Source organism: Neorhizobium sp. R1-B, from assembly GCF_004368875.1.
GTDB lineage: Bacteria > Pseudomonadota > Alphaproteobacteria > Rhizobiales > Rhizobiaceae > Neorhizobium > Neorhizobium huautlense.
Genome location: NZ_SOEM01000020.1, coordinates 36,014 through 62,921, shown reverse-complemented (window position 1 = coordinate 62,921; position 26,908 = coordinate 36,014). Strand labels below are relative to the sequence as shown.

26 protein-coding genes, 1 tRNA gene and 1 pseudogene are annotated in these 26,908 nt (G+C 60.0%); 12 read left to right on the top strand and 16 right to left on the bottom strand.

Going from position 1 to position 26,908, the window contains the following annotated elements; genetic code table 11:
- Window positions 1–48: 48 nt before the first annotated feature.
- From EDE05_RS21620 to EDE05_RS27445, 3 genes are all read left to right on the top strand, one after another.
- Window positions 49–789, top strand: coding sequence for a metallophosphoesterase family protein (locus tag EDE05_RS21620; protein ID WP_132408874.1), 741 nt, complete (start codon window positions 49–51; stop codon window positions 787–789).
- A 2-nt stretch (window positions 790–791) separates the two neighbouring features.
- A complete protein-coding gene (locus EDE05_RS21615) occupies window positions 792–2,198 on the top strand; it encodes a bifunctional serine/threonine-protein kinase/universal stress protein (protein WP_132408872.1) in 1,407 nt (468 codons plus the stop codon).
- 725 nt (window positions 2,199–2,923) lie between these two features.
- The gene (locus EDE05_RS27445) at window positions 2,924–4,984 is read left to right on the top strand and encodes a protease (RefSeq protein ID WP_281033645.1); all 2,061 of its coding nucleotides are present in this window, start codon (window positions 2,924–2,926) and stop codon (window positions 4,982–4,984) included.
- A 354-nt stretch (window positions 4,985–5,338) separates the two neighbouring features.
- On the opposite strand, the gene EDE05_RS21605 is transcribed toward EDE05_RS27445, so the two are convergent.
- Window positions 5,339–6,421, bottom strand: coding sequence for a calcium-binding protein (locus tag EDE05_RS21605; protein ID WP_112801627.1), 1,083 nt, complete (start codon window positions 6,419–6,421; stop codon window positions 5,339–5,341).
- Between the two features lie 586 nt (window positions 6,422–7,007).
- Window positions 7,008–7,082, bottom strand: a tRNA-Gln gene (locus EDE05_RS21600).
- Window positions 7,083–7,271: 189 nt separating this feature from the next.
- On the opposite strand from EDE05_RS21600, the gene EDE05_RS21595 reads away from it, so the two are divergent.
- Together EDE05_RS21595 and EDE05_RS21590 are read left to right on the top strand one after the other, a co-directional pair.
- The gene (locus tag EDE05_RS21595; RefSeq protein WP_132408870.1) at window positions 7,272–8,183 is read left to right on the top strand and encodes an MBL fold metallo-hydrolase; all 912 of its coding nucleotides are present in this window, start codon (window positions 7,272–7,274) and stop codon (window positions 8,181–8,183) included.
- Between the two features lie 10 nt (window positions 8,184–8,193).
- The gene (locus EDE05_RS21590) at window positions 8,194–8,646 is read left to right on the top strand and encodes a thiol-disulfide oxidoreductase DCC family protein (RefSeq protein ID WP_132408868.1); all 453 of its coding nucleotides are present in this window, start codon (window positions 8,194–8,196) and stop codon (window positions 8,644–8,646) included.
- A 16-nt stretch (window positions 8,647–8,662) separates the two neighbouring features.
- Here EDE05_RS21590 and EDE05_RS21585 read toward each other — a convergent pair whose 3' ends face one another.
- On the bottom strand, window positions 8,663–9,556 hold the full coding sequence (locus tag EDE05_RS21585; RefSeq protein WP_132408866.1) for a DUF1499 domain-containing protein: 894 nt from the start codon (window positions 9,554–9,556) through the stop codon (window positions 8,663–8,665).
- A 332-nt stretch (window positions 9,557–9,888) separates the two neighbouring features.
- On the opposite strand from EDE05_RS21585, the gene EDE05_RS21580 reads away from it, so the two are divergent.
- The 3 genes from EDE05_RS21580 to EDE05_RS21570 all read left to right on the top strand — a co-directional run bounded on the left by EDE05_RS21580 (window position 9,889) and on the right by EDE05_RS21570 (window position 11,476).
- On the top strand, window positions 9,889–10,155 hold the full coding sequence (locus EDE05_RS21580; protein WP_132408864.1) for a hypothetical protein: 267 nt from the start codon (window positions 9,889–9,891) through the stop codon (window positions 10,153–10,155).
- Between the two features lie 131 nt (window positions 10,156–10,286).
- A complete protein-coding gene (locus tag EDE05_RS21575) occupies window positions 10,287–10,835 on the top strand; it encodes a sigma-70 family RNA polymerase sigma factor (RefSeq protein WP_132408862.1) in 549 nt (182 codons plus the stop codon).
- Window positions 10,832–11,476, top strand: coding sequence for a DUF1109 domain-containing protein (locus EDE05_RS21570; protein ID WP_132408860.1), 645 nt, complete (start codon window positions 10,832–10,834; stop codon window positions 11,474–11,476). The genes EDE05_RS21575 and EDE05_RS21570 overlap by 4 nt, the downstream gene beginning before the upstream one ends.
- 23 nt (window positions 11,477–11,499) lie before the next feature.
- On the opposite strand, the gene EDE05_RS21565 is transcribed toward EDE05_RS21570, so the two are convergent.
- The 6 genes from EDE05_RS21565 to EDE05_RS21540 all read right to left on the bottom strand — a co-directional run bounded on the left by EDE05_RS21565 (window position 11,500) and on the right by EDE05_RS21540 (window position 20,316).
- Window positions 11,500–11,859, bottom strand: coding sequence for a VOC family protein (locus EDE05_RS21565; protein WP_134102945.1), 360 nt, complete (start codon window positions 11,857–11,859; stop codon window positions 11,500–11,502).
- 120 nt (window positions 11,860–11,979) lie between these two features.
- Window positions 11,980–12,411, bottom strand: a complete 432-nt coding sequence (locus tag EDE05_RS21560) for a GNAT family N-acetyltransferase (RefSeq protein ID WP_132408858.1) — start codon at window positions 12,409–12,411, stop codon at window positions 11,980–11,982.
- Window positions 12,408–15,080 carry a pyruvate, phosphate dikinase gene (ppdK, locus tag EDE05_RS21555; protein ID WP_134102943.1) on the bottom strand — a complete coding sequence of 891 codons (2,673 nt, stop codon included), beginning with the start codon at window positions 15,078–15,080 and terminating at the stop codon, window positions 12,408–12,410. The genes EDE05_RS21560 and ppdK overlap by 4 nt, the downstream gene beginning before the upstream one ends.
- 363 nt (window positions 15,081–15,443) lie before the next feature.
- Window positions 15,444–18,905: a chromosome segregation SMC family protein gene (locus tag EDE05_RS21550; protein ID WP_134102940.1), complete on the bottom strand. Its 3,462-nt coding sequence runs from the start codon at window positions 18,903–18,905 to the stop codon at window positions 15,444–15,446.
- A 36-nt stretch (window positions 18,906–18,941) separates the two neighbouring features.
- Complete coding sequence (locus EDE05_RS21545) at window positions 18,942–19,646, bottom strand: DsbA family protein (protein WP_132408852.1); 705 nt, start codon at window positions 19,644–19,646, stop codon at window positions 18,942–18,944.
- A 145-nt stretch (window positions 19,647–19,791) separates the two neighbouring features.
- Complete coding sequence (locus tag EDE05_RS21540) at window positions 19,792–20,316, bottom strand: DUF721 domain-containing protein (RefSeq protein ID WP_112801602.1); 525 nt, start codon at window positions 20,314–20,316, stop codon at window positions 19,792–19,794.
- Window positions 20,317–20,477: 161 nt separating this feature from the next.
- Between EDE05_RS21540 and mutY the strand changes: the two genes are divergently transcribed.
- A complete protein-coding gene (gene mutY, locus EDE05_RS21535) occupies window positions 20,478–21,581 on the top strand; it encodes an A/G-specific adenine glycosylase (RefSeq protein ID WP_132408932.1) in 1,104 nt (367 codons plus the stop codon).
- A gap of 19 nt (window positions 21,582–21,600) precedes the next feature.
- Complete coding sequence (locus EDE05_RS21530) at window positions 21,601–22,215, top strand: HAD family phosphatase (RefSeq protein ID WP_132408850.1); 615 nt, start codon at window positions 21,601–21,603, stop codon at window positions 22,213–22,215.
- A 23-nt stretch (window positions 22,216–22,238) separates the two neighbouring features.
- Here the strand turns inward: EDE05_RS21530 and EDE05_RS21525 are convergent, their stop codons facing one another.
- Both EDE05_RS21525 and EDE05_RS21520 read right to left on the bottom strand, forming a co-directional pair.
- Entirely contained in the window at window positions 22,239–22,616 is a 378-nt protein-coding gene (locus EDE05_RS21525) for a type II toxin-antitoxin system PemK/MazF family toxin (protein WP_132408848.1), read from the bottom strand.
- A complete protein-coding gene (locus tag EDE05_RS21520; RefSeq protein WP_112801596.1) occupies window positions 22,613–22,837 on the bottom strand; it encodes an antitoxin MazE family protein in 225 nt (74 codons plus the stop codon). Before EDE05_RS21520 ends, EDE05_RS21525 begins: the two co-directional genes overlap by 4 nt.
- Before the next feature lie 92 nt (window positions 22,838–22,929).
- On the opposite strand from EDE05_RS21520, the pseudogene EDE05_RS27340 reads away from it, so the two are divergent.
- Window positions 22,930–23,028 (top strand): annotated as a pseudogene (locus EDE05_RS27340) (HAD family phosphatase); the annotation flags it as partial.
- 112 nt (window positions 23,029–23,140) lie between these two features.
- Here EDE05_RS27340 and EDE05_RS21510 read toward each other — a convergent pair.
- From EDE05_RS21510 to EDE05_RS21500, 3 genes are all read right to left on the bottom strand, one after another.
- Entirely contained in the window at window positions 23,141–24,271 is a 1,131-nt protein-coding gene (locus tag EDE05_RS21510; protein WP_132408846.1) for a site-specific DNA-methyltransferase, read from the bottom strand.
- 163 nt (window positions 24,272–24,434) lie between these two features.
- Entirely contained in the window at window positions 24,435–24,782 is a 348-nt protein-coding gene (locus tag EDE05_RS21505) for an antibiotic biosynthesis monooxygenase (protein ID WP_132408844.1), read from the bottom strand.
- A complete protein-coding gene (locus EDE05_RS21500; protein ID WP_132408842.1) occupies window positions 24,779–25,108 on the bottom strand; it encodes an NIPSNAP family protein in 330 nt (109 codons plus the stop codon). Before EDE05_RS21500 ends, EDE05_RS21505 begins: the two co-directional genes overlap by 4 nt.
- Before the next feature lie 71 nt (window positions 25,109–25,179).
- On the opposite strand from EDE05_RS21500, the gene EDE05_RS21495 reads away from it, so the two are divergent.
- Window positions 25,180–25,881 (top strand): winged helix-turn-helix domain-containing protein, encoded by a 702-nt coding sequence (locus EDE05_RS21495; RefSeq protein WP_132408840.1) that lies wholly within the window; start codon window positions 25,180–25,182, stop codon window positions 25,879–25,881.
- Here EDE05_RS21495 and EDE05_RS21490 read toward each other — a convergent pair.
- Both EDE05_RS21490 and EDE05_RS21485 read right to left on the bottom strand, forming a co-directional pair.
- Entirely contained in the window at window positions 25,814–26,287 is a 474-nt protein-coding gene (locus tag EDE05_RS21490) for a DUF1284 domain-containing protein (RefSeq protein WP_132408838.1), read from the bottom strand. The two genes, EDE05_RS21495 and EDE05_RS21490, sit on opposite strands and share 68 nt — an antisense overlap.
- 1 nt (window position 26,288) lies before the next feature.
- A complete protein-coding gene (locus EDE05_RS21485) occupies window positions 26,289–26,873 on the bottom strand; it encodes a biotin transporter BioY (RefSeq protein ID WP_132408836.1) in 585 nt (194 codons plus the stop codon).
- Window positions 26,874–26,908 lie beyond the last annotated feature (35 nt).

The following is a 26,908-nucleotide window of genomic DNA, read 5'->3' as shown; positions in this document are numbered from 1 at the left end:
ATGGTGAAGCCGTCCGATTGCCCTAAAGTACGAGGTGGGAGGCCTCACATGAAGATCGCGATCCTGTCCGACGTCCACGCCAACCGCGAGGCCTTTCAGGCGGTCCTGGCCGACTGCAGGTCACGCGGCGTGGATCGTTTTGTCATACTCGGTGACATTGTCGGTTACGGTCCTGATCCGGGCTGGTGTGTGGACAAGGCCACCGAGCTAGCCGAAGCAGGTGCCGTGATTGTCCGAGGCAATCACGACCAGGCGGTCGCGACGCCTTCGTCATCCATGAGCTCCACCGCAAGGACGGCAATCGACTGGACGAGGGATGCACTGAGTCCGGCGCAAAAGCTCTTCCTGGCGAAGTTGCCGCTTTCCGTCACAGAGGATCATCGGTTCTACGTCCATTCGGACGCCTCGGCGCCATCCCGGTTTCATTATGTGCGCAACGCCGAAGCCGCAGCGCTGCATTTTTCGCGCTGCGGAGCGCGCTTGAGCTTCTGCGGCCATGTGCACCGACCCGCTCTCTATTCTTTCGGTGCCGGCGGCAAGGTGACGTCCTTCACGCCGTCGAGCACCATGCCCATTCCGTTGCTGATGCAGCGGCGCTGGCTTGCGGTGATCGGTTCCGTCGGCCAGCCGCGGGACGGCGATCCCGCCGCAGGCTTTGCAATCCTCGATACCGATAGCGGCGAACTCTGTTTCTTGAAGGTCCCCTATGACGTCGAGGAAACCGCAGCCAAGATCCGCGCTGCCGGCCTGCCGGACAGCCTGGCAAGCCGGCTCTCGAAGGGGACCTGACCATGCCTTCAGCGACGCTCCAGCCCGGAAGCAGGATCCATGGCTTTACCATAGTCGAGGTGGCCCATCGCGGCGGCATGGCAAAGCTGTTTTCGGTATCCCATCCAGACTATGATTTCCCGCTTCTCATGAAGGTGCCGGTGGTCGGCGGCGGCGCAGACCCGGCCACGATCGTCGGTTTCGAGATGGAGCAGATGATCCTGCCGCGGCTTTCGGGCTCGCATGTGCCCCGGTTCGTGGCAAGCGGCGACTTCGATCAGCAACCCTATATCGTCTTCGAACGGCTGCCCGGACAATCGCTCTACCACCGGCTCGAGATGTTGCCGCTCGGCCAGGCGGAGGTGGCCGACCTCGGCGCACGGATCGCGACCGCGCTCGCAGATCTGCATCGTCAGGACGTCGTCCATCTCGATATCAAGCCCTCGAATGTCATGTTCCGCGAAACCGGCGAAGCCGTGCTGGTCGACTATGGCCTTGCCCGCCACCTGCACCTTCCGGATCTGATGGACGAGGAGTTCCGTCTGCCTTACGGCACCGCCCCCTATATGGCGCCTGAACAGATCCTCGGGGTCAGAAGCGATTGCCGCAGCGATATTTTCGCGCTCGGCGTGTTGATGTATTTCTTCGCGACGGGAACACGGCCGTTCGGCGATCCGCAGGGAATGAAGGGGCTAAAAAAACGGCTGTGGCGCGATCCGGCGCCGCCACGCGCGTTGCGGCCGGAAATTTCCAAGCCATTGCAGGAAGTGATTCTGCGCTGCCTGGAGGTCAACCCGGCGCGGCGTTATCCGGCAGCGGCGCAGCTCGCCATGGACCTCAAGGACCTCTCCAAGGTTGCGCTTACCGCGCGGGCGGAAAAAATCCGGCGGGACGGCTTGGCGGAAGCGCTGAAGCGCCGCTTTAACCCGGATCCGATCGAACTTCTGAAAGAAAAGACCGCCCGGGAGGCACAGGGAAAGGCGCCGATCGTCATGGCTGCGATCGATCTGACGGACAGTTCGGTCGATCTGGCCGAAGAGTTGCGGCTCACCCTGCAGCGGATCCTCGACAATACCCCGAACGCCCGAATCGCCTGCTTCAATGTTCTGAAGATCAACCGTATCGCCCTGGACAAGGAAGTCGATGAAACCGGAACGAACCTGCATGTCGCACGCCTCGTGCAACTGAAACATTGGGCAGAGCCGCTCAGGTCTCCCGAAAGCACGATCACCCACCACGTCATCGAGGCGGTTTCACCGGCCGACGCCATCCTCGAATTCGCACGGCAAAACCTCGTAGACCACATCGTAATGGGGGCGCGAGCGCATTCAACAATCCGCACCCTCCTTGGCAGCGTCTCTGGCGCTGTGGCGACCCACGCCCCCTGTACTGTGACGGTGGTAAGGCGCCGCAGCAAGAGAGGGGGATAGGCAGCTTCAAGAAATAACGCAATGTCATGATCTTCTGTGGCTACCGTTTTAGGCCGACCGGCATGCTATATCTCAGTGTGGGCCGTTCAATGTATCGGGAATGGCCAGTCGTCGCATGATGATCTACCGCCTCGTTTCCGATCCTCTTCATCAGGGTTTAGACACGTAGGCAACCGACATCATAGCCTTCACCTTCAACAGCCCCTGAAGCATTCAGGTCAACAACGAGACCGTTAAGATTCAACACGTTAATTCGGCACGTTCCGATCAGGTCGGTCTGGGCAGAAACGCAGGTCACGGTCGATGCAGACGACCGGATGCCTGGCGAGAAACGGAATCGTCGTGGTTCGGTCAATCACCGCTCTCCGCTCAGCAGTCCGGCCTCGCCCCGCTCACCGAATAACGATCGTCCTGCAGTGCCACTAATCTTGTCGTGCTTACCTCATCAAAGAAGTCTACTGCGGAGCAGTTCGTAACTTCACTCGCTGACCGGCGATGGGGGAACGGGGTAGCTAAAAATTCACTATCAAAATCAAGTGTTGTGTTGCTTGAAAAGCTTTCTTAAGTAACGCCCCTGATAACAATAGCGTGTGCGGGCGGTAACGAGACCGTATTATCCGAAAGGGAATCAGGTGACTGGGAGCTTCACTTCAAGCAGGGTTCAGGCAGCCTCCGGGAACACGCTAGTTGACGGGGTGCTTAGTGGCCATGCATGGGCGGGTCCGGTGACCTATTCATTCCCCTCTGCCTCCACAAGTTACAGCTATTCAGGAGAGCCGCTTTCGTTCAGCACGGTTTCCGACAACCAGCAGGCGGCGGCACTTTTCGCGCTCGAAGCCTCCTACGGCGGCAAGGCCAACGACGGATTTTCGGTGGAAGGATTTACGAACCTTGCGATCTCTGCCGGTTCGGCGACAACTGCCACCCTCCGTTTCGCTGAATCGAGCGCCCCGTCGACAGCGTGGGCATATTTGCCGGGTGGGTATTCGCAGGCAGGCGATATTTGGTTTGGCCGAGGGTATAATTATCGCAGTCCCGTGGCCGGCAACTATGAGTGGCACACGATGCTACACGAGATTGGCCACGCGCTTGGGCTCAAGCATGGCCACGAGAGCGAAGGAGGATTCAATCCTCTGCCGGCTAGCTATGATAACTTAGAATATTCCATCATGACGTATCGAAGCTACGTTGGCGGACCAATAGACGGTTATCGCTACGGCATGAGTGACGCTCCTCAATCCTACATGATCGCCGACATTGCTGGTCTGCAGCAGATGTATGGAGCAGACTACTCCACAAATAATGGCCACACGACATACAAATGGCAGCCAGGTTCAGGTGTCACGCTAGTGGACGGCCAAGCGGGCATTCTTGCTTCGGGGAGAGAGATTTTCGCAACCATCTGGGATGGCGGTGGAGTCGATACATTCGATCTCACCGCTTATTCGACAAGTCTGAAGGTGGATCTTCGTCCCGGCATGGCGTCCCTCTTCAGCTCGGCTCAGGCTGCATATCTTGGTGGCGGCCCTAACGGCGGCTACGCGCGGGGCAATATCTATAATGCCCTTCTGTACAAGGGTAATACTGCCTCTTTGATTGAGAATGTGAAAGGCGGCGGAGCCGCCGATTCAATCATTGGCAATCAGGTGAATAACACCCTTTCGGGATATTCGGGAAACGACACGCTTAGCGGTGAAGCCGGAAACGACACACTCATTGGAGGACTAGGTGGGGATCGCCTGTACGGCGGAATTGGCATTGATACGGCGTCCTATGCCGCAGCAAGCGCTGCGGTTATCGCCAGTCTCTATTCGCCTTCGATCAACCGGGGCGAGGCCGCGGGTGACATTTATTCTTCGATCGAGAATCTGATTGGTTCGTCCTACGGGGATACCTTGCATGGCGATAAGGGAAGCAACCGCCTAAACGGCGGGGCTGGCAACGACACTCTGAACGGCGACGACGGAAACGACCTACTATTCGGCGATACAGGTGCCGACAGACTTTACGGCGGAAACGGGTCGGATACTGCGATTTACGAAACCGCTACCGGTGCCGTATCTGCCAGTTTGGCGTCTTCCACAAATAACACGGGTGACGCCAAAGGAGATATCTACTCTTCAATCGAGAATTTGACAGGCAGCAAATATAGCGACCGCCTGGAGGGCAATTCGGCCGCGAACGTACTTTCGGGAGGCGAAGGCAATGACACCTTGATAGGCGGGGCGGGAACTGACAGGCTTTTGGGTGGAAGCGGATCGGATACTGCCTCTTATGTCACGGCGAGAGTAGGCGTAAGGGCGAGTTTGGTGTCGCCGAGCACCAACATCTCCGATGCCGCTGGAGATGTTTATTCGTCAATCGAAAACTTGATGGGTAGCAAATACAATGACCAACTTTATGGGGACGCTGGCGCTAACATTTTGTCTGGCGGGGCCGGCCACGATATCCTCGCTGGCGGAGCTGGTGCCGACCGCTTGGGGGGCAATGACGGAAATGACAAGCTATATGGTCAAGCCGGAAACGATGTGATGAATGGTGGCTTGGGCAGTGATACCTTCTACTTCGTTTTTGGTTTCGGGAAGGATTTTATCGAGGACTTCTCCACCATTGCAGGCGACGTCATGCACTTCGCGGCTGATATTTTCTCCGATCTTTCTTCCCTGCTGGACGCGGCGGTTCAACAGGGACAAGACACGATTATTGTCCACGACGCGAATAACGTGCTGACTTTGAAGAACGTTTCGCTAAGTAACCTGCAGAACGACGACTTCGTCTTCGTATAATAATTAGCTAGCGGGTCTTTTGGCTTGGTGCCGCTATGGTAGTCGAAGCCTCTACCTTCTCAAGCAGACCTCCAAACAGCATCGATGATCGCCTCATCGGCGCCGTCTAGGGATAGTTGCAAGGTTTAAATTCCACGCGTGGTCACGGCGTTTCAGCCGGGTTCTAGCCGGCCGCAACAAACCGCTCTATTTACGGCGGGCATGCCGCCGGCGATCCTCCAAGCCCGCCATTTATATCCGCAAGCAATTTGGCAATCTCCCGCTTTTCACAGAAATTGAGATCTTATCACCGCGGTCCAGATCAGCCAAATGCTGCTTCCCACGATATTGCCTCGAGCCGGCAGGGTTTTGATATCACACGATTACGAAGTCCCGGTATGTTAGCGAGAGGTTTGGGTCGAGTTCGGCAAACAGGATCCGCCCACCGGAAGCGCTGCCATTGCTGTCGTAAAACAGATCGCCGCTGTCGCGTTCGTAGATCAGAAAGTCGTTGGCATCACGCGCAAGGCCGGTCGTGTTGCTGACGAACATGCTGGACGAGATGGCGCCATTCGACGTGAAGCGGGTGAAGATGGCGTTGTCCAGTTCAATTGCATCGTAGGTGACGTTGAAGTCGTCGATCAGATCGACATTGCCGGAAGAACTGAGCCCGGTATTGAAGAGAAACCTGTCGTACCCGCTGCCGCCGATGAGCCTGTCATTGCCGCTGCCACCGGAAAGCCGGTCATTGCCGGAACCACCGCTCAGGAGGTCATTGCCGGAACCACCAAGCACAGTGTCATTGCCGGTTTCGCCGTAAAGCGAATCGTTGCCGGAATCGCCGTAGATGTAATCGTTGCCGCCGCTGCCCCAGAGCTTGTTGCTACCGATCGAGCCGTAGAGCTTGTCGGCCGCACCACTTCCGACTGCGTTCTCGATGCTGACGAGGGTCTCCTCGTAATTGGTGCCCTTGGTATAGGCATAGCCATCGCGAAGGTCGACCACCACGCCGGAACCAGCCAGATCCGGATCATCGTCCTGCAGTTCATAGCTAATCACATCGGTGCCGGAGCCACCGTTGAAATAGTTATTGAACCCGACAGAGTAGAAGCTATCGTTGCCGATCTCACCGTAATAGTCGCTGTGGAAGGTCGAAACTTCAAACACGTCGTTCCCGTCGTAACCACGCACGACGTCGTAGTAGTCGGGATTGGTGGAAAATCCGATGGTGGAATAAAAATCGTTGCCGGTTCCCAGATCGATCTCGTTGCCGCCCTCGTAGACGTTATAGACCCGATCGTCGCCTGCCCCGGCGGCCACCCAATTCCATCCGCCGTTGGAGCCACCGACATTCAGGTAGATGCGATCGTTGCCACCATAGGCATAAATATCGAGCTCGTACCCGTAGTCGTCCTGATAGATGGTGTTGGCGTAGTCATTGCCCCGCACGATTGCCATATCTCACTCCTGGTATTTGGTCCTGCGCCTTGGGTAGCATCGACAAGATGAACAGCAGCAGAACGGCAAATTCATCCGCATAGTGCGGCTATCAATATAGTCCCCTGCCGCGCCGCGCCCGTTGCCACACCATGCCAGTCTTCTGACCGAAATCGGCCTCGTCTTTCCACCAAATCTCCGTCGACGTTCCGTCCGCTAGGTCGCCCAGAGGCGGCTCTTAATGAAGGAGATGTTTTTTGAGCAATCGTGATCTCACCACTTCAGGCGCCACTGGATCAACGCCGGATCTGGCCCTGCCTTCGATGATCTCAGCCAACGTCACCTTCTGGGCAGCAGACCAGCGAGGTTCCAGTTCGGCAAACCACAGGCGCGTTGAGGCCGTCGAACCTGCTGCGTTGAACTCTTGGATCTAGTCGCCCATCCGGCGGCGTCTTCACCTTTTCCGTTGTCGGCTTCGTCCTTATGAGTCTGTTCTGCGGCCACCTGCCTAGACGGGACTGGTGGTGCGCCATAACAAGCGCTGCCTCTGGCTCCCCTTCTGACGAATTGATCGTTACCTATATGCCAGTATGGACCCAGGAGACCGTGGCTGGGGCGCCAGGATTCGAACCTGGGAATGCCGGTACCAAAAACCGGTGCCTTACCGCTTGGCGACGCCCCAACACTTGCGGGCGGAAAATCGGATCAAACCGCCCCGGCAGGTGGCTTGCTCTAGCAAAGCTTGTTCAGCCTCTCAACGGCTAACTTCACGATTTTCCATTTTTCCGATGCGCATTTTTGAATGCACCGCGGCAGAAGCGGTGATAGATGCTCGTAGTAAGAGACGAGGATCACACACGCTGAGGCCGGCATGGCAGAGGATCTCACCTTCGATATGGAATTTTCCCCTGCCTACGGGACGCCGGTGCCTGTTGCCGACGGTGTCGAGCGGTTGACCGTCAACAACCCCTCCCCATTCACATTCCATGGAACCAATACCTATATCGTCGGAAGCTCATCCGTGGCCGTCATCGATCCCGGCCCCGAGAACGAGGCACATTTTGACGCCCTGATGGCGGCACTCAAAGGGCGCGAAGTCACCCATATCTTCGTCAGCCACACGCATCGCGACCATTCTCCGCTTGCCCGACGGCTTAAGGAGGCAACCGGAGCAGTAACCGTCGCCGAAGGGCCGCACCGGGCCGCTCGTCCGCTACACGTCGGCGAAACCAATCCCTTCGCGGAAAGCTCGGATATCGACTTCGTCCCCGACATTGCGGTCGCAGACGGAGAAACGATCGAGGGGGACGGCTGGGCGCTTTCCGCCCTTCATACGCCAGGCCACACGGCCAATCATGCGGCCTTCGCGCTTGAAGGGACGGGCGTGGTTTTTTCCGCCGATCACGTCATGGCCTGGGCGACGACGATCGTGGCGCCGCCGGACGGCTCGATGGCCGATTTCATGACCTCGGTCGACAAGCTGCTTGAGCGGGACGACAAGATCTTTTTCCCCGGCCACGGCGGTCCGGTAAAAGAGCCGACGTCGTTCCTTCGCGGCCTTCGCACCCACCGCCGCATGCGCGAGCGTGCCGTCCTGGAGCGCATTCGCGCGGGCGACCGGCTGATCCCGGATATGGTGAAGGTAATCTATGCCAGCACCGATCCGCGCCTGCACGGCGCGGCCGCCCTTTCCGTGCTGGCGCATCTGGAAGACCTCGTCGAAAAAGGCCGCGTCGTCACCGAAGGCCCGCCTTCCTTGGTGGGCACCTATTGGCTCGCCTGAGGAGAGTACGATGATCGGCCAGTCCTACAGCTATCGCTGCGACCCCGCCGTGCCCGGCTTCGATGATACCGGGCCGGTCATCATCTTCGACGGCGAATGCGTGTTCTGCTCCGGCTGGGTGAAATTCCTTCTCAAGCACGACCGGCGTGGCCGCTATCGGTTCCTCACCGCACAGTCGCCGCTCGGTAACGCGCTTTACCGGCACTACGGCCTGGAAACCCGCAAGTACGAGACCAATCTGCTGCTCGACGGAGGCCGGCCTTATTTCAAGTCGGATGCCACGCTGCGGGTGCTGGGTTCCCTCGGCATGCGATGGTCGCTCATGCGGTTCCTGTCCGTCCTGCCTCGGTCATTCCGCGACTGGGGTTATGACATCATCGCCCGGAACCGTTACCGGATCGCCGGCAGACGCTCGTCCTGCTTCGTGCCAACGGCCGCAGATAAACATCGTTTCCTCGCGTAAAGCGCCGACCCGGTCGTCAGTTGCCGGCGATACCCAAGAGTTCGGTGTCGAGTCGATCGAGGAAGTCTTCGGCAATCGCTTCACCCATGCCAAGGTCATGCGGTCCATAACGGGAGGCGACGCGGATATCGACCGAAGTGGTCTCGGCATCTTCGCGCAGACGGATAACGAGATCGAAGCGCAGTCCGAGAACCAGCGTGCGGGCCTCTCCCTGAAGCAGGACGTCGCCGGCATTGCCGAAAACGGTGGTGAGCGACGGCTCGGGACGCGGCAGCGGGATCGGCGCCAGATCCGGCACCGGGGCCTGCTCGTCCTCGGGCGCAGGCCGCTCGGCGATATCCGGCGCGATCAGTTCCACTCCTTCCCTGCGCGTCACCGAAATGCGAGCGGAAAGCATAGCCTTCTGCACGCCTTCATAGACGCGATCGAGAGCACCTTCATACCGGCGGCCGGTCAGACCCGGATAGGCGGCAAACTGCGCACGCCTGTCGGCCGGCGTGACAGAAGCCGGTCGCGGCAGCCATTGCTGTTTCGCGTTCGGCTCGGCGATCCATGTCGGCGGGTCGACAATGTCCGTCGAAATATCGAAAAGCGGCGGCAGCGTGTAATAATAGAGCGTACCGGTCGCAACGACCCCGAGCGGCACCGCTGCGTAGAAGAGGCCCTTGGCGGCTGCGACGCCGCCTTCCGCACCCACCTGCCAGAGCCGCGTCAGCCCGATCAACGACAACGGCACGGAGACTGCCGCAATCGCCGCGGCAAGGAAGGTCAAAGACAAAAAATCCGGTGTCGTCAGCGGGCCGAATCGATGGGCAAGTGTCGCGATGGCGAAAAGCACGAGCGCGGAAAGTCCCAGCCTTCTTGCAGCATAGGCCGAATGGGAAACGGGCCGGACAAAACGGACGGTCATGCTGACACGAGGCTCACGACAATATGAGGACACCGGCACTTATATCTAAAGCAGCCATTCTTAAATGGAAATCGCTTTGTTCGTCCCTTTGCACAAGGAGATCCGCCCATGCGCAATACCGGTATCTTCAGCATCATCCTCTTGTCCTTGCTTGTGACCGCTTGCCAATCCTCCCCAGGCTTTTCGCGGGCAGACCGTTCGGTATTTCAATCCACCGACAATTGACGGGGGCGAGCCTGAAGCAGGTTCAGACATGGTGCGGGCAGTCGTTCTTGTGTAAAAAAGGCGAAGTCGGGTGTCGCACCCTACATCTTTCCTTGGGAGTTTCCGTCATGCGCCTTCGTCGTCCTCTCCTGCTTGCAGCGCTCGCCTTGCCGCTTGCGGCTTGCCAGACCATGACGCCGGAGGAGCGCCGCGCAGCCGACGAGACCACCTGCGCAGGCTATGGCTTCCGGCGCGGCTCCGAAGCGATGGCGCGCTGCGTGCTGGACCTGGAGCTCGACCGCCGGGCGGAGTCGCGTGCCTTCCAGGCCCGCAGCAGTTCGATGATGTGGCGCCCTATGGTCGTCGAGCGGCGCGTGATCGTCGAAAGACGGTAGGCGTAAGGGCAACTTGACGCTGACCGGAACACATTACAGCGTCACGCTCATGTGATAGGGCTGAGCTTCGGGAAAAATTTTCCGCAGGCTGTAACCGATCGCACCAGGCTTCCGAATACCAACGAGACAGCATGACCATCGCCCATTCGGAAGAAGCCCTGAAGACGCTGATGCTTCTATCCCTGGATGGGGACGAGGCAGCCTACCGGCGTTTGCTGAACGCTCTGCGCGTCCTGCTCGTCGGTTACTACAGCCGCAGGATGGGCGCGGCGACGAGAGCGGATATGGAAGACCTTGTCCAGGAGACATTGCTGGCGCTGCATTCCCGGCGAGCAACATACGATCGCAATCGCCCGTTCACGTCCTGGTTCTTCTCGATCGCGCGCTACAAGCTGATCGACCACCACCGTGGTCGCGGTGGGCGGATGATGGCGGAGGTGGAACTCGGCGAGGATTTTGAAAGCGGTTTCAGCGAAGATGCGGTGACCGCCCGCATGGATGTCGAGCGGCTTCTCGACAGCCTGCCGGCAAGACAACAGGAAATCATCCGTCAGGTGAAACTGGAGGGGCAATCGGTCGCCGACACAGCAAGCCGCACCGGCCAATCCGAATCGGCAGTCAAGGTAGGCATCCACAGGGGCCTGAAGGCATTGGCGGAGAAATTGCGAGGCGAAACGTGAAACGGACAGACGATATCATCGACAGCCTGGTGAAGGACCTTAAGCCGGTGGCGCCCCGCGCGCTGGAGCGGCGCTTGGCGCTTGACCTCGTCGCTACTCTTGCCGTTTCGCTGCTCCTCATGCTGACGATCCTGGGCTTGCGCGTCGATATGAGCGAGGCGCTGATGCTGCCCGTCTTCTGGATCAAGTCCGCCTATAACGCACTGCTTGCAGTCGTCGCGCTCCTCGCGGTCTACCACCTCGCCCGCCCGGACGGTTCGGAGGGACGCTTCTTTGTCCTGATTGCCGTGATCTTCCTGGCCATGGCAGTCGCCGCCGCAATCCAGCTGATGATGTCTCCGAGTGAGACCTATCGGGTCCTCATCTTGGGGTCCTCGGCGTTGCACTGCCCCTTCCTGATCTTCGCCTTCGCACTTCCGGTCCTTGCCGGAAATATCTTGTGGTTGCGTCGAGCGGCACCGACCGATCTGCGCCTGACGGGGCTTATAGCGGGCATTGCCGCCGGCGCGGCGGGTGCCTGGGTTTATTCCTGGTTCTGCACCGAAAACGGCATGCCTTTCGTGCTGATTTGGTATTCCCTCGGAATTCTGATGACCGGCCTTATCGGCGCTCTCATCGGCCCCCGCCTGCTCCGCTGGTAGGGGGAGGTAAGACCACGCCTCGATCAGCGGCGGTATTGAAGTTCGATTTTTACGCTCTCCGGCCCGTAGACAAAAATCTGGCCTATATCGGTACCCGGTATGGCATCGTGTTCGAAGCGGTAACCGGTCGCCTCGATATCCCTGACGGCGATATCACGGTCATAAAACGCAAAGGCCACGTGATCATAGATGCCAACAGGAGGATCATCTTTCCGATCAACGGGAGGCAGATGAATGCAGGAATGGCCATCGAGATAAAGCCAATGCCCTGGGAAAGGGAACGGCGGACGAAAGCCTTCCTTCACTCCCAACACCTTTTCGAGGAACGCCATCATCGGCCCCGGATCGCGGGTGCGGATCGTTACATGGTCCAAGCGCGGCATCTGGTCCTCCCCGTCGCCCCCGTTCACTCACAGACAAATTCTGCCACAGCCGTCGCCTGAAAACGACTCCTCATTCGATTCCGGCCAAAGACCTCCGGCAGATGAACAGGCTGAGGTCGGTCAGAAATTTCTCATCTCGTAATGCGGGATGCCGACTTCGAAGAACTCCTCGCCAAAGGTTTTGAAGCCGAAGCGTTCGTACATTGCTGTCTTGTCGCTTTGCGCCGACAGGCAAAAACGGTTGTCGCGCGCAGTCCGGTGGACATCCATGGCATGGCGGATCATGGCGCTTGCAATTCCCTTGCCGCGCCAGGCATGGCTGACGACAACCCGTCCGATCCTGACGAAGTCGTCGGCGTAGATCAATCGGAGCGTGCCGCAAACTTCGCCGGAGAGGATCGCCACGAAATGAAAGGCCGTCAGATCGTCGGCATCGAACTCCATATCCGCCGGCACGTTCTGCTCGACGATGAAGACCTCGCGACGCAGCCGAAAACCCTCGTTGCAGAGCGTGCTGAAAACCGGCACGGCAAGCACGGTAACCGGGTTCATGGTTTTTTCCCCTCTATCGCCGCCTGGGCCGCCGCAAGCCTGGCAATCGGCACGCGGAAAGGCGAACAGGAGACATAGTCAAGCCCGGCGTCTTCGCAGAAGCGGATCGATGCCGGGTCGCCGCCATGCTCGCCGCAAATCCCGAGCTTCAGGTCGTGTCGTGTCCTGCGGCCGCGTTCGGCGGCCAGTCTGATCAGTTCTCCAACGCCGTCGAAATCCAGAGAAATGAACGGATCGTGCTCAATGATGCCCTTGCGCTGGTAGGTCGGGATGAAGGTCGCCGCGTCATCGCGCGAAATCCCGAACGTCGTCTGGGTAAGGTCGTTGGTGCCGAAGGAGAAGAACTGTGCTGTCTCGGCAATCACATGGGCACGGATCGCAGCCCGCGGCAACTCGATCATCGTGCCGGCGAGGTAAGCGATCGGCGTGCCGCTTTCCTTGGCAACATCATCGGCAACCCGGTCGATGACACCTTTCACGTAATCGAGTTCGGTGCGAAGGCTGACGAGCGGCACCATGATTTCAAGCTCCACGGGCTCGCCGGTTTCTAATGCGGCGGCCACGGCAGCCTCGAAAATAGCGCGGGCCTGCATCTCGGCAATCTCGGGATAGGAGATCGCCAGACGGCAGCCACGATGGCCGAGCATCGGGTTGAACTCATGGATAGCGTCGATGCGTCGGGCCAGAAATGCCGGCGGCATGCCCATGGCCTTGGCGACATCGGCAATCTCGGCCTCCGTCTTAGGCAGAAATTCGTGCAGCGGCGGGTCAAGCAGGCGGATCGTCACCGGCAGGCCGTGCATGATGGTGAAAAGCTCGGTGAAATCCGAGCGCTGCATCGGCAGGAGTTTCGCAAGAGCTGCCCGGCGGCCGTTTTCGTCTTCCGCAAGGATCATCTCGCGCATCACATGGATGCGGTCACCCTCGAAGAACATGTGCTCGGTGCGGCAAAGGCCGATGCCTTCGGCGCCGAACGAGCGGGCAGCCCGTGCATCCTGAGGCGTATCGGCATTGGTGCGTACGGTCATGCGGCGGTTCTTGTCGGCCCAGGCCATCAGCTTGCCGAAATCGCCGGAAAGCGCCGGCTGAATCATCGGCACCGTTCCCTGCAACACCTGGCCGGACGAGCCATCGATGGTGATCGTGTCACCCCGCTTCAGCGTGATGCCGCCGACGCCGATCAAAAGTTCGTTGCGAAGGTCGACACGCATCGAACCAGCGCCGACCACGCAAGGGATACCCATGCCACGGGCGACCACCGCTGCGTGGCTGGTCATGCCGCCGCGTGTGGTGAGAATTCCTTCGGCCGCATGCATGCCGTGAATGTCTTCCGGGCTCGTTTCGATCCGAACCAGGATGACCTTGCGGCCCTCCGATTCCGCTGCCACCGCCTCTTCGGCGGTGAAGACGATCTCGCCGGTGGCCGCGCCCGGCGACGCCGGAAGGCCCGAACCGATTATATGACGTTCAACCCGCGGATCGATGGTGGGATGCAGCAGTTGATCCAGAGAAGGAGGCTCGATCCGGCAGATCGCCTCCTCCTCGGAGATCAGTCCCTCCTCCACCATATCGACAGCGATCTTCATCGCCGCGCGGGTGGTGCGCTTGCCCGAACGGGTCTGCAGCATCCAGAGCGTTCCCCGCTCGATGGTGAATTCGAGGTCCTGCATGTCGCGGTAATGGGCTTCCAGCCGTTCGCAGATCGCCTTGAATTCTAAAAAAGCCTCCGGCATCAGCTTTTCCATCGAGGGCTTTTCGGAGCCCGACGCGATGCGCCCCTCTTCGGTGATCGACTGCGGCGTGCGGATGCCGGCGACGACATCCTCGCCCTGGGCATTCACCAAAAACTCGCCGTAAAGCGCCCTTTCGCCTGTCGAGGGGTTGCGGGTGAACGCAACCCCCGTTGCCGACGACGAGCCGAGGTTGCCGAACACCATGGTCTGGACGTTGACGGCCGTACCCCATTCTTCGGGAATGCGGTGGAGGGTCCGGTAGGTCAGCGCACGCGGGTTCATCCAGCTCGAAAACACCGCCGCAATCGCCTTCCACAGTTGGATATGCGGATCCTGCGGAAAGCTCTCTCCCAACTCCTCTTCGATGATCTTCTTGTAGAGGCCGACGACATGCTGCCATTCGACCGCGGAAAGATCGGTATCGTAATCATGGCCGAAACGGGCCTTTTCGTCCTCCAGGATCTCCTCGAACACTTCGTGATCAAGGCCCATGACGACGTCGGCATACATCTGGATGAACCGCCGGTAGCTGTCCCAGGCAAAGCGGGCATCGCCGGCGTCGTGACCAAGCGCCTGCACCGTCTCGTCATTAAGGCCGAGATTGAGGACGGTATCCATCATGCCAGGCATGGAGGCGCGCGCACCGGAGCGGACGGAGAGCAGAAGCGGCTTGGTCGAGCCCCCGAAGCTGCGCCCCGTCAGGCCCTCCATGGCAGCGATGCCCTCGAGAACCTGGCTTTTCAGGTCATCGGGAAGGGTCCGGCCATGTTCAAAATAATGGGCGCAAGCATTTGCGATGATGGTCATACCCGGCGGCACAGGCAAGCCAAGGCTCGCCATCTCGGCGAGATTTGCGCCCTTTCCACCTAACCGCTCAAGGTCGACGGCGCGGCCCTCGGCCTCGCCACCGCCGAAGCGATAGACCCACTTCATCATGCTGCCCTCCACCCGATGCAGTCTGTTTTTCGCCATAACTACAGGTTTTACGACGGTTTGGAAACGCAGTAGGCAAGGATTATGTTGCAACGCAGCAAATAAAAGCTGCAGCGCGGATGGATAGCAGGTTTCTTGGAAAACAAGCTTTGCGGGGCCGGATCACAGGCGGCCCCGCAAAGCCTTCCGTCCGAGACAGGAAACCCGGACGGGGGGTCTAAGGCTCCGACGTGAGCGCCGGAGCACCAGGAAGTTCAATGGACTTCCTCCGAATTCAACAAGACAACAATAGCCGAAAATTTCAATCACCCATATGGGTGATTCTACTTAATTGGTGAGCATTTTTCCTAGGCACATTAAATTTGCTCAGCTTGCCTCACGCAACAGTTCCGCCGTCTGCAAGTCGACGGACACAAGCTGGGAGACACCTTGCTCCGCCATCGTAACACCGAAAAGCCTGTTCATCCGCGCCATGGTTATGGGGTTGTGCGTGATAATGATGAAGCGGGTTTCGGTGGACGCCGCCATTTCGTCCATGAGATTGCAGTAACGCTCCACGTTATGGTCGTCGAGCGGCGCATCCACTTCGTCCAGAACGCAGATCGGCGCGGGATTGGTGAGGAAAACCGCAAAGATCAGTGCCATGGCGGTCAGGGCCTGTTCGCCGCCTGAAAGCAGCGTCATGGTCTGTGGTTTCTTGCCCGGCGGGCGCGCAAGGATTTCAAGCCCGGCTTCAAGCGGATCGTCCGATTCGATAAGCTGCAGTTCCGCCGTGCCGCCGCCGAAAAGGTGCGTGAAGAGCCGCTGGAATTCCGCGTTGACCACATCAAAAGCCGCCAGCAGACGCTCACGACCTTCACGGTTCAGGCTCTGGATCGCCCCGCGCAGCTTGCGAATCGCGTCGATCACATCGGCGCGCTCGCGCATCAATGTATCGAGCTTGTCGGAAAGCTCCTTCTGCTCTTCGTCGGCACGAAGATTGACGGCTCCCAGCCGCTCGCGCTCCATCCGCAACCGGTCGACCTCCCGCTCGATCTCCCTGATATCGGGCATCGGCGCATCGGGTTTCAGTCCGGCAAGGCGCAGGACGTCATGGGGCGCAACGTTCAAGGTCTCGCGGATGCGGCTTTCGCTTTCGTGGCGCTTTTCGGCAGCGGAGACTAAACGTTCCTCGGCGCGGCCGCGTCTTTCGCGAACTTCGGCCAGTTCGGACAGCGCGGTGACAGCAATTCGATCCGCCTCACGCTGACGCGTTTCAGCCTCGGCAAGCCGGTCAGCGGCAGCGCGCCGCATGTCGTCGGCCTTCTGCAGCTGCGAAAGCAGCGCGCGCCGCTTGTCGTCAAGCTCCTCGGGAGCGGCTTCGAGATCGGCGATTTCCTCGCGGGCCTCGTCCTCGCGCTCACGCAGGCTTGCGATGTGACCGGCAGCACTCGCCGCTCGGGTGGTCCACGCGGCGCGTTCCTGAGCGATCGCCGACAGGCGGCGCTTGCGGCCTTCCGTCTCGCGGCTCAGCCCCTCGTAGCGGGCACGTGCCTCGGCGAGCAAGCTGCGATCGGTCGCAACCACCAACTGCTGCTCGCGCAGCCGGTTATCGATATCGGAAATATCCGGAGCATCTTCCAGTTCAACGCGCGCATTCTCCTCCTGAACGCCCAGATCCTCAATCTGCCCGCTGATCTGATTGACGGCCTCGGCGATCACGTCACGGCGGCGCATCAGGTCGCCAGCAGCGCGTTCGGCCGAAGCAAGTGCATCGCGCGCTTCGGAAAGCTGCCGCGCAGCAAGGCGGCCGCCTTCGCGGGCATCGGCAAGCTGGCGCTCCCGAGCCCCGATTTCGGACGCGGCGGCGGCAAGTGCCACCTCGGTTTCCGACAGGACGATCCGTGCCTCGTCGATTTCCGCCTCAAGCTCGGAGAGCCGGTTCTTCTGAGAAAGGCGCAGGGCGGCGGCGCCAGGCGCTTCCGAACCGGTGACGTGACCGTCCCAGCGATAAACGGCGCCTTCCTTCGTCACCAGACGCTGGCCGGGATGCAGGAGCCGGATTAGGTTCGGGGCATCAGCTTCGGAAATGAGGCCGATCTGCGCCAGGCGGCGAGCAAGTTCCGGCGGAGCCGTAACATGGGCGATCAGTGGCTTTGCGCCCGGCGGTAGGTCCGGATCGCTTGAGCCATCGCCGTTCAACGACCAATAGGTCGGTGCGTTGGCATCGACTGGGCTTTCCAGATCATCGCCCAATGCGGCTCCAAGTGCTGCCTCGTAACCGCGGTCGACGCGGATCATTTCGGCAACAGCAACGAAATCGCCAGAAGCGGCGCCGGCCGCAAGCATCCTGGAGATCGTACGCGCTTCGGTTTCCAAGCCGTTCAGTGCGGAGCGGGCCGCTTCCACCGGGCCGCGGGCTGCCAATTCATCCGCACGCGCCGACGCGAGTGCGGCTTCGACTTCCTCGGCAACCGCGGCTGCATCCTCGACCGCGAATTCGGCTGCCTCCACCGCTTCGCGCTTTTCGGCCGGGTCATCAAGTCCTGAGAGGCGATCGTTGATTGAGTCGAGCTCGCGCCTGGAGTCGCCAAGCTGCCGGTCGAGACGCTGGCGGCGCTCGGCAAGATCGCGGATTGCCCGCTCCAGCTGGTTGCGTCCAGCAGCCGCTTCCGCTCGCTCGGCGGTGATGGCGGAAAACAGCTTCTCGCTTTCGCCAAGTTCGGCCGCCGCAGCCTCAAACGCCGCATGCAGCTCTTCGGCCTGCACACCGGACTCGGCCAGAATCTCGCTGAGCTCGGCCTCTTCCTGGTCGAGCTTTTCCAAAAAAACCGCATTGTCAGCGGCCAGTTGCTCTTCGCGGCGGATATCCTCGCCGAGCTGTGCAAGGCGGCGTGTCAGTTCATCGCGGCGCTTCAGGAGACGGTTTACCTCCTCCTCCAACTGACCGCGGGCGATCTGCAGGCGCTGGAGCGCGGCCCCCGCCTTTGCCTCTTCCTCGCGCAGTTCCGGCAGCTTCAGGCTGGCGACCGCCTGTTCTTTTGCCGCCTCCATCTGCGCCTGCGCCTTCTCGGCCACGACGACCGTGATCTGGTTCAGCGCGCTTTCCGCTTCGGCTTCGGCCTCCTTGGCCTGCGTCCAGCGGATATGCAGAAGCTGCGCTTCGCGCGAGCGGATATCGGCTGAAAGCGTTTTGAAGCGGTTAGCCTGCCGGGCCTGCCGTTTCAGGCTCTCTATCTGGCTTTCGAGCTGGCTCAGCACGTCGTCGAGGCGTTCGAGATTGGTTTCGGCGGCGCGCAGGCGAAGCTCGGCCTCATGGCGGCGGGAATGGAGGCCGGAGATACCAGCTGCCTCTTCCAAGAGCTGACGGCGAGCCTGCGGTTTCGCCTGGATGAGCTCCCCGATCCGGCCCTGACCGACCATGGACGGCGAGCGCGCGCCGGTCGACGCATCGGCAAAGAGCAACTGCACGTCCTTGGCGCGCGCCTCCTTGCCGTTGATGCGATAGATCGATCCGGCTTCACGCTCGATCCGGCGGCTTACCTGGATTTCATCGGCATCATTGAAAGCGGCGGGCGCGGTGCGGTCGGAATTGTCGAGATAAAGGCCGACTTCGGCAGTGTTGCGGGCCGGGCGGTTGCCGGAGCCGGAAAAGATCACGTCGTCCATGCCGGACGCGCGCATGTTCTTGTAGGAATTCTCGCCCATCACCCAGCGCAACGCTTCGACAAGGTTGGACTTGCCGCAGCCGTTCGGGCCGACCACACCGGTCAACCCGCGTTCGATGACGAATTCCATCGGCTCGACGAAAGACTTGAATCCGACGAGGCGCAGCTTGGTGAACTTCATGCCGCGCCCCTCATCTTCCCTTTAAGGAAGATAAGCTCACAACAGGCTGTCGATGAGCGCTGACATGGATTCAACCGATAGGTCCCCAGAATACTTCTTGCCGTTGATCAGGAAAGTCGGGGTGGAATTCACACCGAAGTCGTCAGCTCCCCGCTTTACGACCGCGTTTACTTCATCGAGAAGCTTCTGGTTCGTCAAGCAAGCTTCGAAACTCTGCTGTGAGTAACCTGCCAGTTTAACACTTTGCAGCAGTGCATTGCGCACATTTCCATCTGCCGGAGCCGCCCAGGCGCGCTGCTGCTTGAAGAGCATCGAGACCATCGGGAAATATTGGGCCGGAGCGGAAAGCTCCTGCGGGTTCTGCGGATTGCAGCGGGCCAGCATGAAGGCCGCCGTCGCGACCGGATCGAACGGGAATTCCCGGATGATGAAACGCACCTTGCCGGTATCGATATACTTGGTCTTGATCGTGTCGAAGGTCTTGTTGTGGAAGTTGGCGCAGTGCGGGCAGGTCATCGACATATATTCGATGACCGTCACAGGCGCCTTCTCCTCACCCAGCGCCATTTCCGGCAGCGGACCCGGCTTGATGGCAGCTGCCATGTCCACGTCGCCCTGGGACTCGGGGAGTTCCTGCGCAAAAGCTTCGGAAACGCCGAGCGGCAAGGCCAGCGCCAAGGCGGCTACGGCAACACCGCCTAAAAGCGCGCGTCTGGTCATGGTGACATCGTTCATCTGCATGGAACACCTGTAAGCGAGAGGTCTCAATATTTTTGACATTCCGTAACGCGACGCCCGAACAGGAACAAGCTGTCGATAGGCAAATCTCTTCAAAGAATTGTGACAAATCAGAGATGTATCAAGGATGAACGCAAGCTTCTTAAGGTCACCGCTTGCTTTTCTTCTGGAGCACGGCGGTGCCAAGCCGCTCGACAGCCTTTTTCAGCGCCTCGCTTTCGATGCCCTCCATCATCGTTTCAAGCCGCTTGGCTGCCTCGCCCTTCAGCGGCGGAGGCTTGCGGGGATGCTTGAAGGTTTGCGAGACGGGCTTTTGGACGATACGTATCTGGCGGACGGCCGGAAAGCCGAAAAAGCCATTGATGCGCGCAATCAACTCGCCCTGGGCGTGGGTCAGAAAAAGGGCGCGGGCGCCTTCGCAAGCGATCGTCAGGACGCCGGCCTGATAGCCGCCGCCTGCGGCAAAACCTTCGTCGCGCCGCGGCCAGGCGATTTTTTCCGGTCGGGTGCAGTCTGCAAAATCCTCGCCGGCGATTTCGTCCCAGGAGCCGAGCAGTGCCGTCGAGATGCCGGCGCGGCGGGCAAGCACCGGATCGATGATGCCGTTTGCCACTTCGGAAATCTGAAACTCCCGTTTTCCTCTCTGGCTGCGCGTCTTTTCCGGGCTGTTCATGCAAAATCCGATCCAGTTGATCGAAAGTCATTATAGAGACCGCAATGCGATTAAGAAAGCGATCGTCGGTCAGGCCTTCGAAGGTTCTTATATCCCTATCTCCCCAGCTTTCCTCGGTATGGCGATTGGCGGACACAGGCGCAGCCACTATCTTCGTTGAAATGACGAGCTCTCCTGTCCTTTCTGCCGATATCCCGCTTTCGCTCCCCGAAAAGCTGCTTGCCTGGTACGACCGGCACCATCGGGAGCTGCCCTGGCGGGTGACACCGGCTGCGGCGAAGGCGGGCGGGCGGGCCGATCCCTATCGTGTCTGGTTGTCGGAGGTCATGCTGCAGCAGACCACCGTGCAGGCGGTCAAACCCTATTTCGCCAAGTTCTTGGCGCTTTGGCCGAAGGTCACGGATCTCGCCGCAGCGCCTGCCGAGGACGTGATGGCCGCCTGGGCAGGGCTTGGTTATTATGCCCGTGCCCGAAACCTGAAAAAGTGCGCCGAGGCGGTGGCCGCCGAGCACCAAGGCATCTTTCCCGATACGGAGGAAGGCCTGCGCGCACTTCCCGGCATCGGCGACTATACGTCCGCGGCGGTTGCGGCAATCGCCTTCAACCGGCGATCCGCAGTCATGGACGGCAATGTCGAGCGTGTGATTTCGAGGCTTTACGCCATCGATGCGCCGCTACCGGGCTCAAAGCCCTTGATGAAGGCGAAGGTTGCTGATTTGACGCCTGCCGACCGGCCGGGGGATTTCGCCCAGGCGATGATGGATCTCGGTGCAACGATTTGCACGCCGAAGCGACCGGCCTGTGCGCTCTGCCCCTTTCGCGAAGACTGTCTCGCCTTCGCAAAACATGATCCGGAACGCTTTCCCGTGAAGGCCGCGAAAAAAGAAAAACCGGTGCGGGTGGGCGCGGCTTTCGTGGCGGTGACGCCTAAGGGCGAGGTGCTGCTGCGGCGGCGGATCGAAAGCGGTTTGCTCGGCGGCATGACCGAGGTGCCGACCACCTCGTGGACCGCGCGTCTCGATGGCGGGACGAGCCCCGACCATGCCCCCTTCCCCGCCGACTGGCAGGCCTGCGGCACGGTCGTCCATGTCTTTACCCATTTCGAGCTCAGGCTTTCCGTCTTCCGGACGCAAACTGAGAAGACAACGGCAGATGACGGATGGTGGGAGCCGGTCACAAATCTTGAGGCCCAGGCACTGCCGACCGTCATGAAAAAAGTCATCGCAGAGGCTATCCCACGAGCCTTCGAAAAACTTCCGAACTGATTCTCATCCGGGGAGACATATGACGGCCAAGATCGAGCACATCGTTTTCGACATCGGCAAGGTGCTGATCCACTACGACCCGAACATCCCCTACAGCCGCATTATACCGGACGAGGAAGAACGCAAATGGTTCTTCCTCAATGTCTGCACCCATGAATGGAACCTCGAGCAGGACCGCGGCCGCAGGTGGGAGGAAGCCGAGGCGCTGCTGATTAAGAAATATCCCGAACGCGAAGAGCAGATCCGTGCCTTCCGCAAGCATTGGCACGAGATGGTGCCGCATGCCTACGACGGCTCCGTCAAAATCATGGAAGACCTGATCGACAGGGGCCGGGACGTTACGATGCTGACGAATTTTGCGGCCGACACGTTCACCCATGCCAGGGAACTGTTCCCCTTCCTGAACAAGCCGCGCGGAGTAACGGTTTCAGGCGAGATCGGCCTGATCAAGCCGGACGTAGCGATCTACGAAAAACATGCCCGTGACTTCGGCCTTAAACCGGAAGCGACGATCTTCATCGATGATTCCGTCGCGAATGTGGAAGGCGCCCGCGCCGCCGGCTGGCAGGCGGTGCATTTCAAGGATGCGGAGCAATTGGAAAAAGACTTGAGGAGCAGGAACATCGACATCTAAAACGGTCGACCTGGCAGAGCTCTTCACTTGCTTAAAGGCTCTTCATGATTCCTTCGCCCTGCCAGCCCGGGAGAAACCGCCATGCCGAGGAACACGGTCATCGCCCGATTGAGTCGCAACAAATCCTCATCATCGAGCCGTCCGACCTGCACACCCAGCTTCACTCGGGGGACTGTCGTAATCTTGTCCACCATCAGGCGACAGACCGAGCGCAGGCCGTTGCGCTCGTTCGGCTCGACGATGAGACGAAACAGCGGCGCGTCGGTAGGGTCGGTTGTGAAAGCGCAAATCGTAATCGAGTCGGTGGCGTCGAAGCTGTCGTCCTGCACGATCACAACGGGGCGCGGCTTTGCTGCATAATCCTTGCCTCCGGAAACAGTCCAAACTTCACCGCGTCTCATTCATCGCCCCAGTTCGACACCGCGTCGATGAATGCCTGATCCTCATGGGCGTGAGCGCTTGCGGCAACTGCCTCAGACTGTCGATGTGCCTGGTCCCGGAAAGAGGGAGCACGAACATCCGGCACCCAAATCTGAATAGGCCGCAAGCCTTGCGCGCGCAGCCGGTCGCGATGCTCACGCACCTTCACCCGCCCGGGCTTGGATTTTGATACTGTCGCCATGGTCAGGGCTCCTGAACGCTGGTTACATGTAACATATCAGAACTACCAGCCGAACGCCACTCCTCCCATCAGCGTGAGAACGCGGTCAGGTCGACGCAGAAGGCGCCCGCGCTGCCGGCTGGCAGGCGGTGCATTTCACGGATGCCGATCAGTTGAAAGAAGATCTCGCCGCTCGCGGCTTGGGGGTCTGACCAAAAAGATAATGACGCCCGGGGTCAGCCTCCCCGGGCGTCAATTATCCTCGTCCGGGACTAGAGGTACAAAACCGGACAAGGAATGGTGGATCTGACAGGGACTGGTGGATCAGTCCAATTTTGCCAGATCATTCCGGATGATGGCCCTCAGCGCATCGATCGGCCTCAAGGACCGGCCGTCGTCGAAGTGCCAGAAGGTCCAACCGTTACACGCGTCAAAGCCCTGCACCTTGGCGCCAAGGCGATGAATGGATCCGGCCTCGCCGTTTGCCGCGAGCGTCCCGTCGGCGCGGATGATTGCGCTGTAGCGGCGGCGTTCGTCGGTCAGAACCTGGCCGGGCCGGACGAGACCTGCTTCAAGCAGCGTGGTGAAGGCGACGCGGGGTTCGGCTTTCTTGCCGGTCATGACCGTCAGTTCGGCCTTGCCCAGCGGTTCGACAGCTTCGATACGGGCGGCGGCCGCATCGATATAGTCCTGTTCGCGCTCGATGCCGACAAAATTGCGGCCGAGGCGCTTTGCCACCGCACCAGTCGTGCCGGAACCAAAGAACGGGTCGAGGACCACGTCGCCGGGTTTCGTCGAGGCCATGATGACGCGGGCGAGCAGCGCTTCCGGCTTCTGGGTCGGGTGGACCTTCTTGCCATCCTCGCCTTTCAGGCGCTCGTTGCCCGAGCAGATCGGGAAAAGCCAATCGGAACGCATCTGCACATCGTCGTTGGATGCCTTCAGGGCATCGTAGTTGAACGTGTAGCTCTTGGCCTTCGCGTCGCGGCTCGCCCAGATCATCGTCTCATGGGCGTTCTGGAATCGGCGACCCTTGAAGTTCGGCATCGGGTTGCTCTTGCGCCAGACGATGTCGTTCAGCAGCCAGAAGTTCAGATCCTGCATCATCGCGCCGACGCGGAAGATATTGTGATAGGAGCCGATGACCCAGATCGTTCCATGCGGCTTCAGGACGCGGCGGCAGGCAAGCAGCCAGGCGCGAGTGAAGGCGTCATAGGCCTCGAACGAGGCAAACTGGTCCCATTCATCGTCGACGGCATCCACCAGTGACTGATCAGGGCGATGCAAGGTGCCGCCGAGCTGAAGATTATAGGGCGGATCAGCAAAGATCGCATCGACGGAGTGATCCGGCAGGGCTTCCAGAGCGGCGACGCAATCGCCCTTGATGATGGAGTTGAGCCAGGTGTCCGGACGGACCTGTTGCTTCAGGTCGGCCAGCGGAAGAACTGCTGCCATTTTTTTACTCGCTACGCTGTACTCGGTACGAATTTACTGACTGTTATGGTTACCTACTTTGGTTACCAAAGCCTGAAGCGCTGGACGATTTCGAGAAAAATTTACGCAGGCGGCCGAACGGTGAAGCCGGCTCATCGGCTTCACCTCAAACTGCCTAGATTTGCTAAGCGGCATGCGCCGCGCGGCTGTCGGTCGGCGCCTCGTCGCGCTCGAACATGCCGTAGTCGCGCAAGACGTGGCCGATGCGCAGCCGGTAGTCTGCGAAGATGCCGTTGCGCCCTGCCCTTTGCGCGGCGCGGTGGGATTCGAGATTGCGCCAGTGGCGCACAGCTTCCTCGTCCCGCCAGAAGGAGAGCGAGAGAAGCTTTCCTCGCATGGTGAGGCTTTCGAACCGCTCGATCGAAATGAAGCCGTCGATCGTTTCGAGTTCGGAACGCAGGTCGCCTGCTAGATCCAGATATTTGTGGCGCTCGCCCATATAGGGCACGACTTCGAAGATGACGGCGATCATGGCTTTATCAAAGCTCCGTGCGGTATGGAGATGTTCTTCAGGAAAATGCGGTCTTCCTTGAAGATGAAGCGCTCGCGACTGGCAAACTCGTAATTCTGCTTCCCGAGCGGATCGACCGCCAAGCGGGCACGATAGGCTTCGTAGGCTGCCAGGCTCTCGATATTGTAGACCCCGTAGGCAGTGGTCGACGAACCTTCATGCGGCCCGAAATAGCCGATCAGGTCGGCGCCGCAACGGGGAATGGCCTGGCCCCAGTTGCGGGCATATTCGGCGAATCCCGCTCGTTTGAACGGATCGATCTCATAACGGATGAAACAGGTGATCATGACTTTCTCCAATGCTTGCGAGCCTGTTTTGCCATGTTGCGGAACGAATATGCTTCGGTTAGGATCGAAGTATGAAAGAAGGACCGGACATTGCTCGCATCGGCACGCTTATCGGCGACCCCGCCCGCGCCAACATGCTGACCGCCTTGATGGGCGGACAGGCGCTGACGGCGACCGAACTGGCGCAGGCGGCCGGGGTGACGCTGCAAACCGCCAGCTCACATCTGTCCAAGCTTGAGGACGGTGGGCTGATCTCCCAACGCAAGCAGGGCCGGCACCGGTATTTCACACTGGCCGACGGTGCTGCCGGGACGCTTCTCGAAAATATCATGGGATTTGCGGCAAGCCGGGGGCATCTCAGGCATCAGCCCGGGCCGAAGGATCCGGCGCTACGCAAGGCGCGGATCTGCTACGACCATCTGGCCGGCGATTATGGCGTACGGATGCTCGACAGTTTCGTAAGCCGCGGCGTCATCCGCACCGATGGCGAAAACCTGATGGTGACCGAACAGGGCCGGGTCGATATCGGCAGGATCGGCATCGATGTCGCACCGCTTGTCTCTAGCCGCCGGCCGCTTTGCAAATCCTGTCTCGACTGGAGCGAGCGCCGGTCGCACCTTGCCGGCACGCTCGGCAAGGCTCTGCTTTCGCATTTCCTGGAAAAGGGCTGGGCCCGCCGCAGCAGCGAGAGCCGCGCCGTGCTGTTCACGCCGGAAGGGGAGCGCAAGTTCCTGTCGCTGTTTCCGCTGGAACGGCCGAGCCCAGAACCCTGACGTCGGCAAAGCCGGATGCCGCCACCACCGAGCAGATTTCCGACCACCGGCATCCGTGGCAGGCAGTGCGAAGACTTCCGTCCGCGAATGCTTCCCGGAAACGCCTGATGAGCGTGCGGCCCGGGTAGATGCGATCGCCCGGACGAACCGAACGACCCAGCAGGCGGGCGACGGCAGCCGTCGCCAGATCGTCGCGCCTGACAACGCTTTCCAAGCGGCAATGCGCTTTATCGCCGCTCAGCAGCGGCCGGCAGATATCATCCGGCCCCGAGACGATCTCAATCGCCTCACCCTCGGAAAGCCGCCGCGCAATGGCAATGTAGTTGGCCACAAACGCGGCATTGTAACCCTTTCCGATAAAGGTCAGCATACAGAGCAGGTGATGCGGCCGCAGGCGGACGACCAATTCAGGCATCCTTGGTGCGAAACTGCTGCAGGCCCTTGAGCAGCGCCGCGGCGAGTGCGGATTTCAGGCCGGCGCCGAGAATGAAGGGAGCAACGCCAAGCAGCCATGCTTTTTCCGCGCCGAGCAGGTAGGCCAGGTAAGCGACGCCGATAGCGAGGCACAGGACGTTAGCGGCAAGGTGAGCGGCAAAGCTCTTTACATAACGTTCGCCGGTCCAGCCCTTTTCAGCCAGGTAACCCGCAACCGCCGCAACAATCGGGAAGGATGCCAGATATCCCGCTGTCGGACCGGCAAAAGGCGCCAGGCCACCGGAACCATTGGCAAGAACCGGAGCGCCAAGTGCCGCTTCGCCGAGCCATAGGAGAACCGTCAAGGCACCGAGCCGCCATCCGTAGAGCACGCCGATCATGGTGATTGCGAAGGTCTGCATCGTGACCGGCACCGGATACATGGGCACCGCAATCTGCGAGGCGAGCGCCAGTGCCAGCGTGCCGGCAAGAACGAAAAGAGCCTTGGTCAGAAGCGAACGGCCGGTAAGCCGCAGAGGGTCGAATACCAGGATCTGGCGGGAGTCAGCAGCGGACATCAAATTCTCCTTTTCAAATTATAGATAATTTCGAT

Bases quoted from the DNA above. Each gene is read 5' to 3' on its own strand.
- EDE05_RS21595 (WP_132408870.1), top strand. From the start codon at position 7,272: ATGGCAGAGGATCTCACCTTCGATATGGAATTTTCCCCTGCCTACGGG.
- EDE05_RS21510 (WP_132408846.1), bottom strand. From the start codon at position 24,271: ATGGCAGCAGTTCTTCCGCTGGCCGACCTGAAGCAACAGGTCCGTCCG.
- EDE05_RS21540 (WP_112801602.1), bottom strand. From the start codon at position 20,316: ATGAACAGCCCGGAAAAGACGCGCAGCCAGAGAGGAAAACGGGAGTTT.
- EDE05_RS21580 (WP_132408864.1), top strand. From the start codon at position 9,889: ATGCGCCTTCGTCGTCCTCTCCTGCTTGCAGCGCTCGCCTTGCCGCTT.
- EDE05_RS21505 (WP_132408844.1), bottom strand. From the start codon at position 24,782: ATGATCGCCGTCATCTTCGAAGTCGTGCCCTATATGGGCGAGCGCCAC.
- EDE05_RS21565 (WP_134102945.1), bottom strand. From the start codon at position 11,859: ATGCCGCGCTTGGACCATGTAACGATCCGCACCCGCGATCCGGGGCCG.
- EDE05_RS21590 (WP_132408868.1), top strand. From the start codon at position 8,194: ATGATCGGCCAGTCCTACAGCTATCGCTGCGACCCCGCCGTGCCCGGC.
- EDE05_RS21575 (WP_132408862.1), top strand. From the start codon at position 10,287: ATGACCATCGCCCATTCGGAAGAAGCCCTGAAGACGCTGATGCTTCTA.
- ppdK (WP_134102943.1), bottom strand. From the start codon at position 15,080: ATGATGAAGTGGGTCTATCGCTTCGGCGGTGGCGAGGCCGAGGGCCGC.
- EDE05_RS21545 (WP_132408852.1), bottom strand. From the start codon at position 19,646: ATGCAGATGAACGATGTCACCATGACCAGACGCGCGCTTTTAGGCGGT.
- mutY (WP_132408932.1), top strand. From the start codon at position 20,478: ATGACGAGCTCTCCTGTCCTTTCTGCCGATATCCCGCTTTCGCTCCCC.
- EDE05_RS21495 (WP_132408840.1), top strand. From the start codon at position 25,180: ATGAAAGAAGGACCGGACATTGCTCGCATCGGCACGCTTATCGGCGAC.
- EDE05_RS21560 (WP_132408858.1), bottom strand. From the start codon at position 12,411: ATGAACCCGGTTACCGTGCTTGCCGTGCCGGTTTTCAGCACGCTCTGC.
- EDE05_RS21525 (WP_132408848.1), bottom strand. From the start codon at position 22,616: ATGAGACGCGGTGAAGTTTGGACTGTTTCCGGAGGCAAGGATTATGCA.
- EDE05_RS21520 (WP_112801596.1), bottom strand. From the start codon at position 22,837: ATGGCGACAGTATCAAAATCCAAGCCCGGGCGGGTGAAGGTGCGTGAG.
- EDE05_RS21585 (WP_132408866.1), bottom strand. From the start codon at position 9,556: ATGACCGTCCGTTTTGTCCGGCCCGTTTCCCATTCGGCCTATGCTGCA.
- EDE05_RS21530 (WP_132408850.1), top strand. From the start codon at position 21,601: ATGACGGCCAAGATCGAGCACATCGTTTTCGACATCGGCAAGGTGCTG.
- EDE05_RS21620 (WP_132408874.1), top strand. From the start codon at position 49: ATGAAGATCGCGATCCTGTCCGACGTCCACGCCAACCGCGAGGCCTTT.
- EDE05_RS21485 (WP_132408836.1), bottom strand. From the start codon at position 26,873: ATGTCCGCTGCTGACTCCCGCCAGATCCTGGTATTCGACCCTCTGCGG.
- EDE05_RS21615 (WP_132408872.1), top strand. From the start codon at position 792: ATGCCTTCAGCGACGCTCCAGCCCGGAAGCAGGATCCATGGCTTTACC.
- EDE05_RS21605 (WP_112801627.1), bottom strand. From the start codon at position 6,421: ATGGCAATCGTGCGGGGCAATGACTACGCCAACACCATCTATCAGGAC.
- EDE05_RS21500 (WP_132408842.1), bottom strand. From the start codon at position 25,108: ATGATCACCTGTTTCATCCGTTATGAGATCGATCCGTTCAAACGAGCG.
- EDE05_RS21550 (WP_134102940.1), bottom strand. From the start codon at position 18,905: ATGAAGTTCACCAAGCTGCGCCTCGTCGGATTCAAGTCTTTCGTCGAG.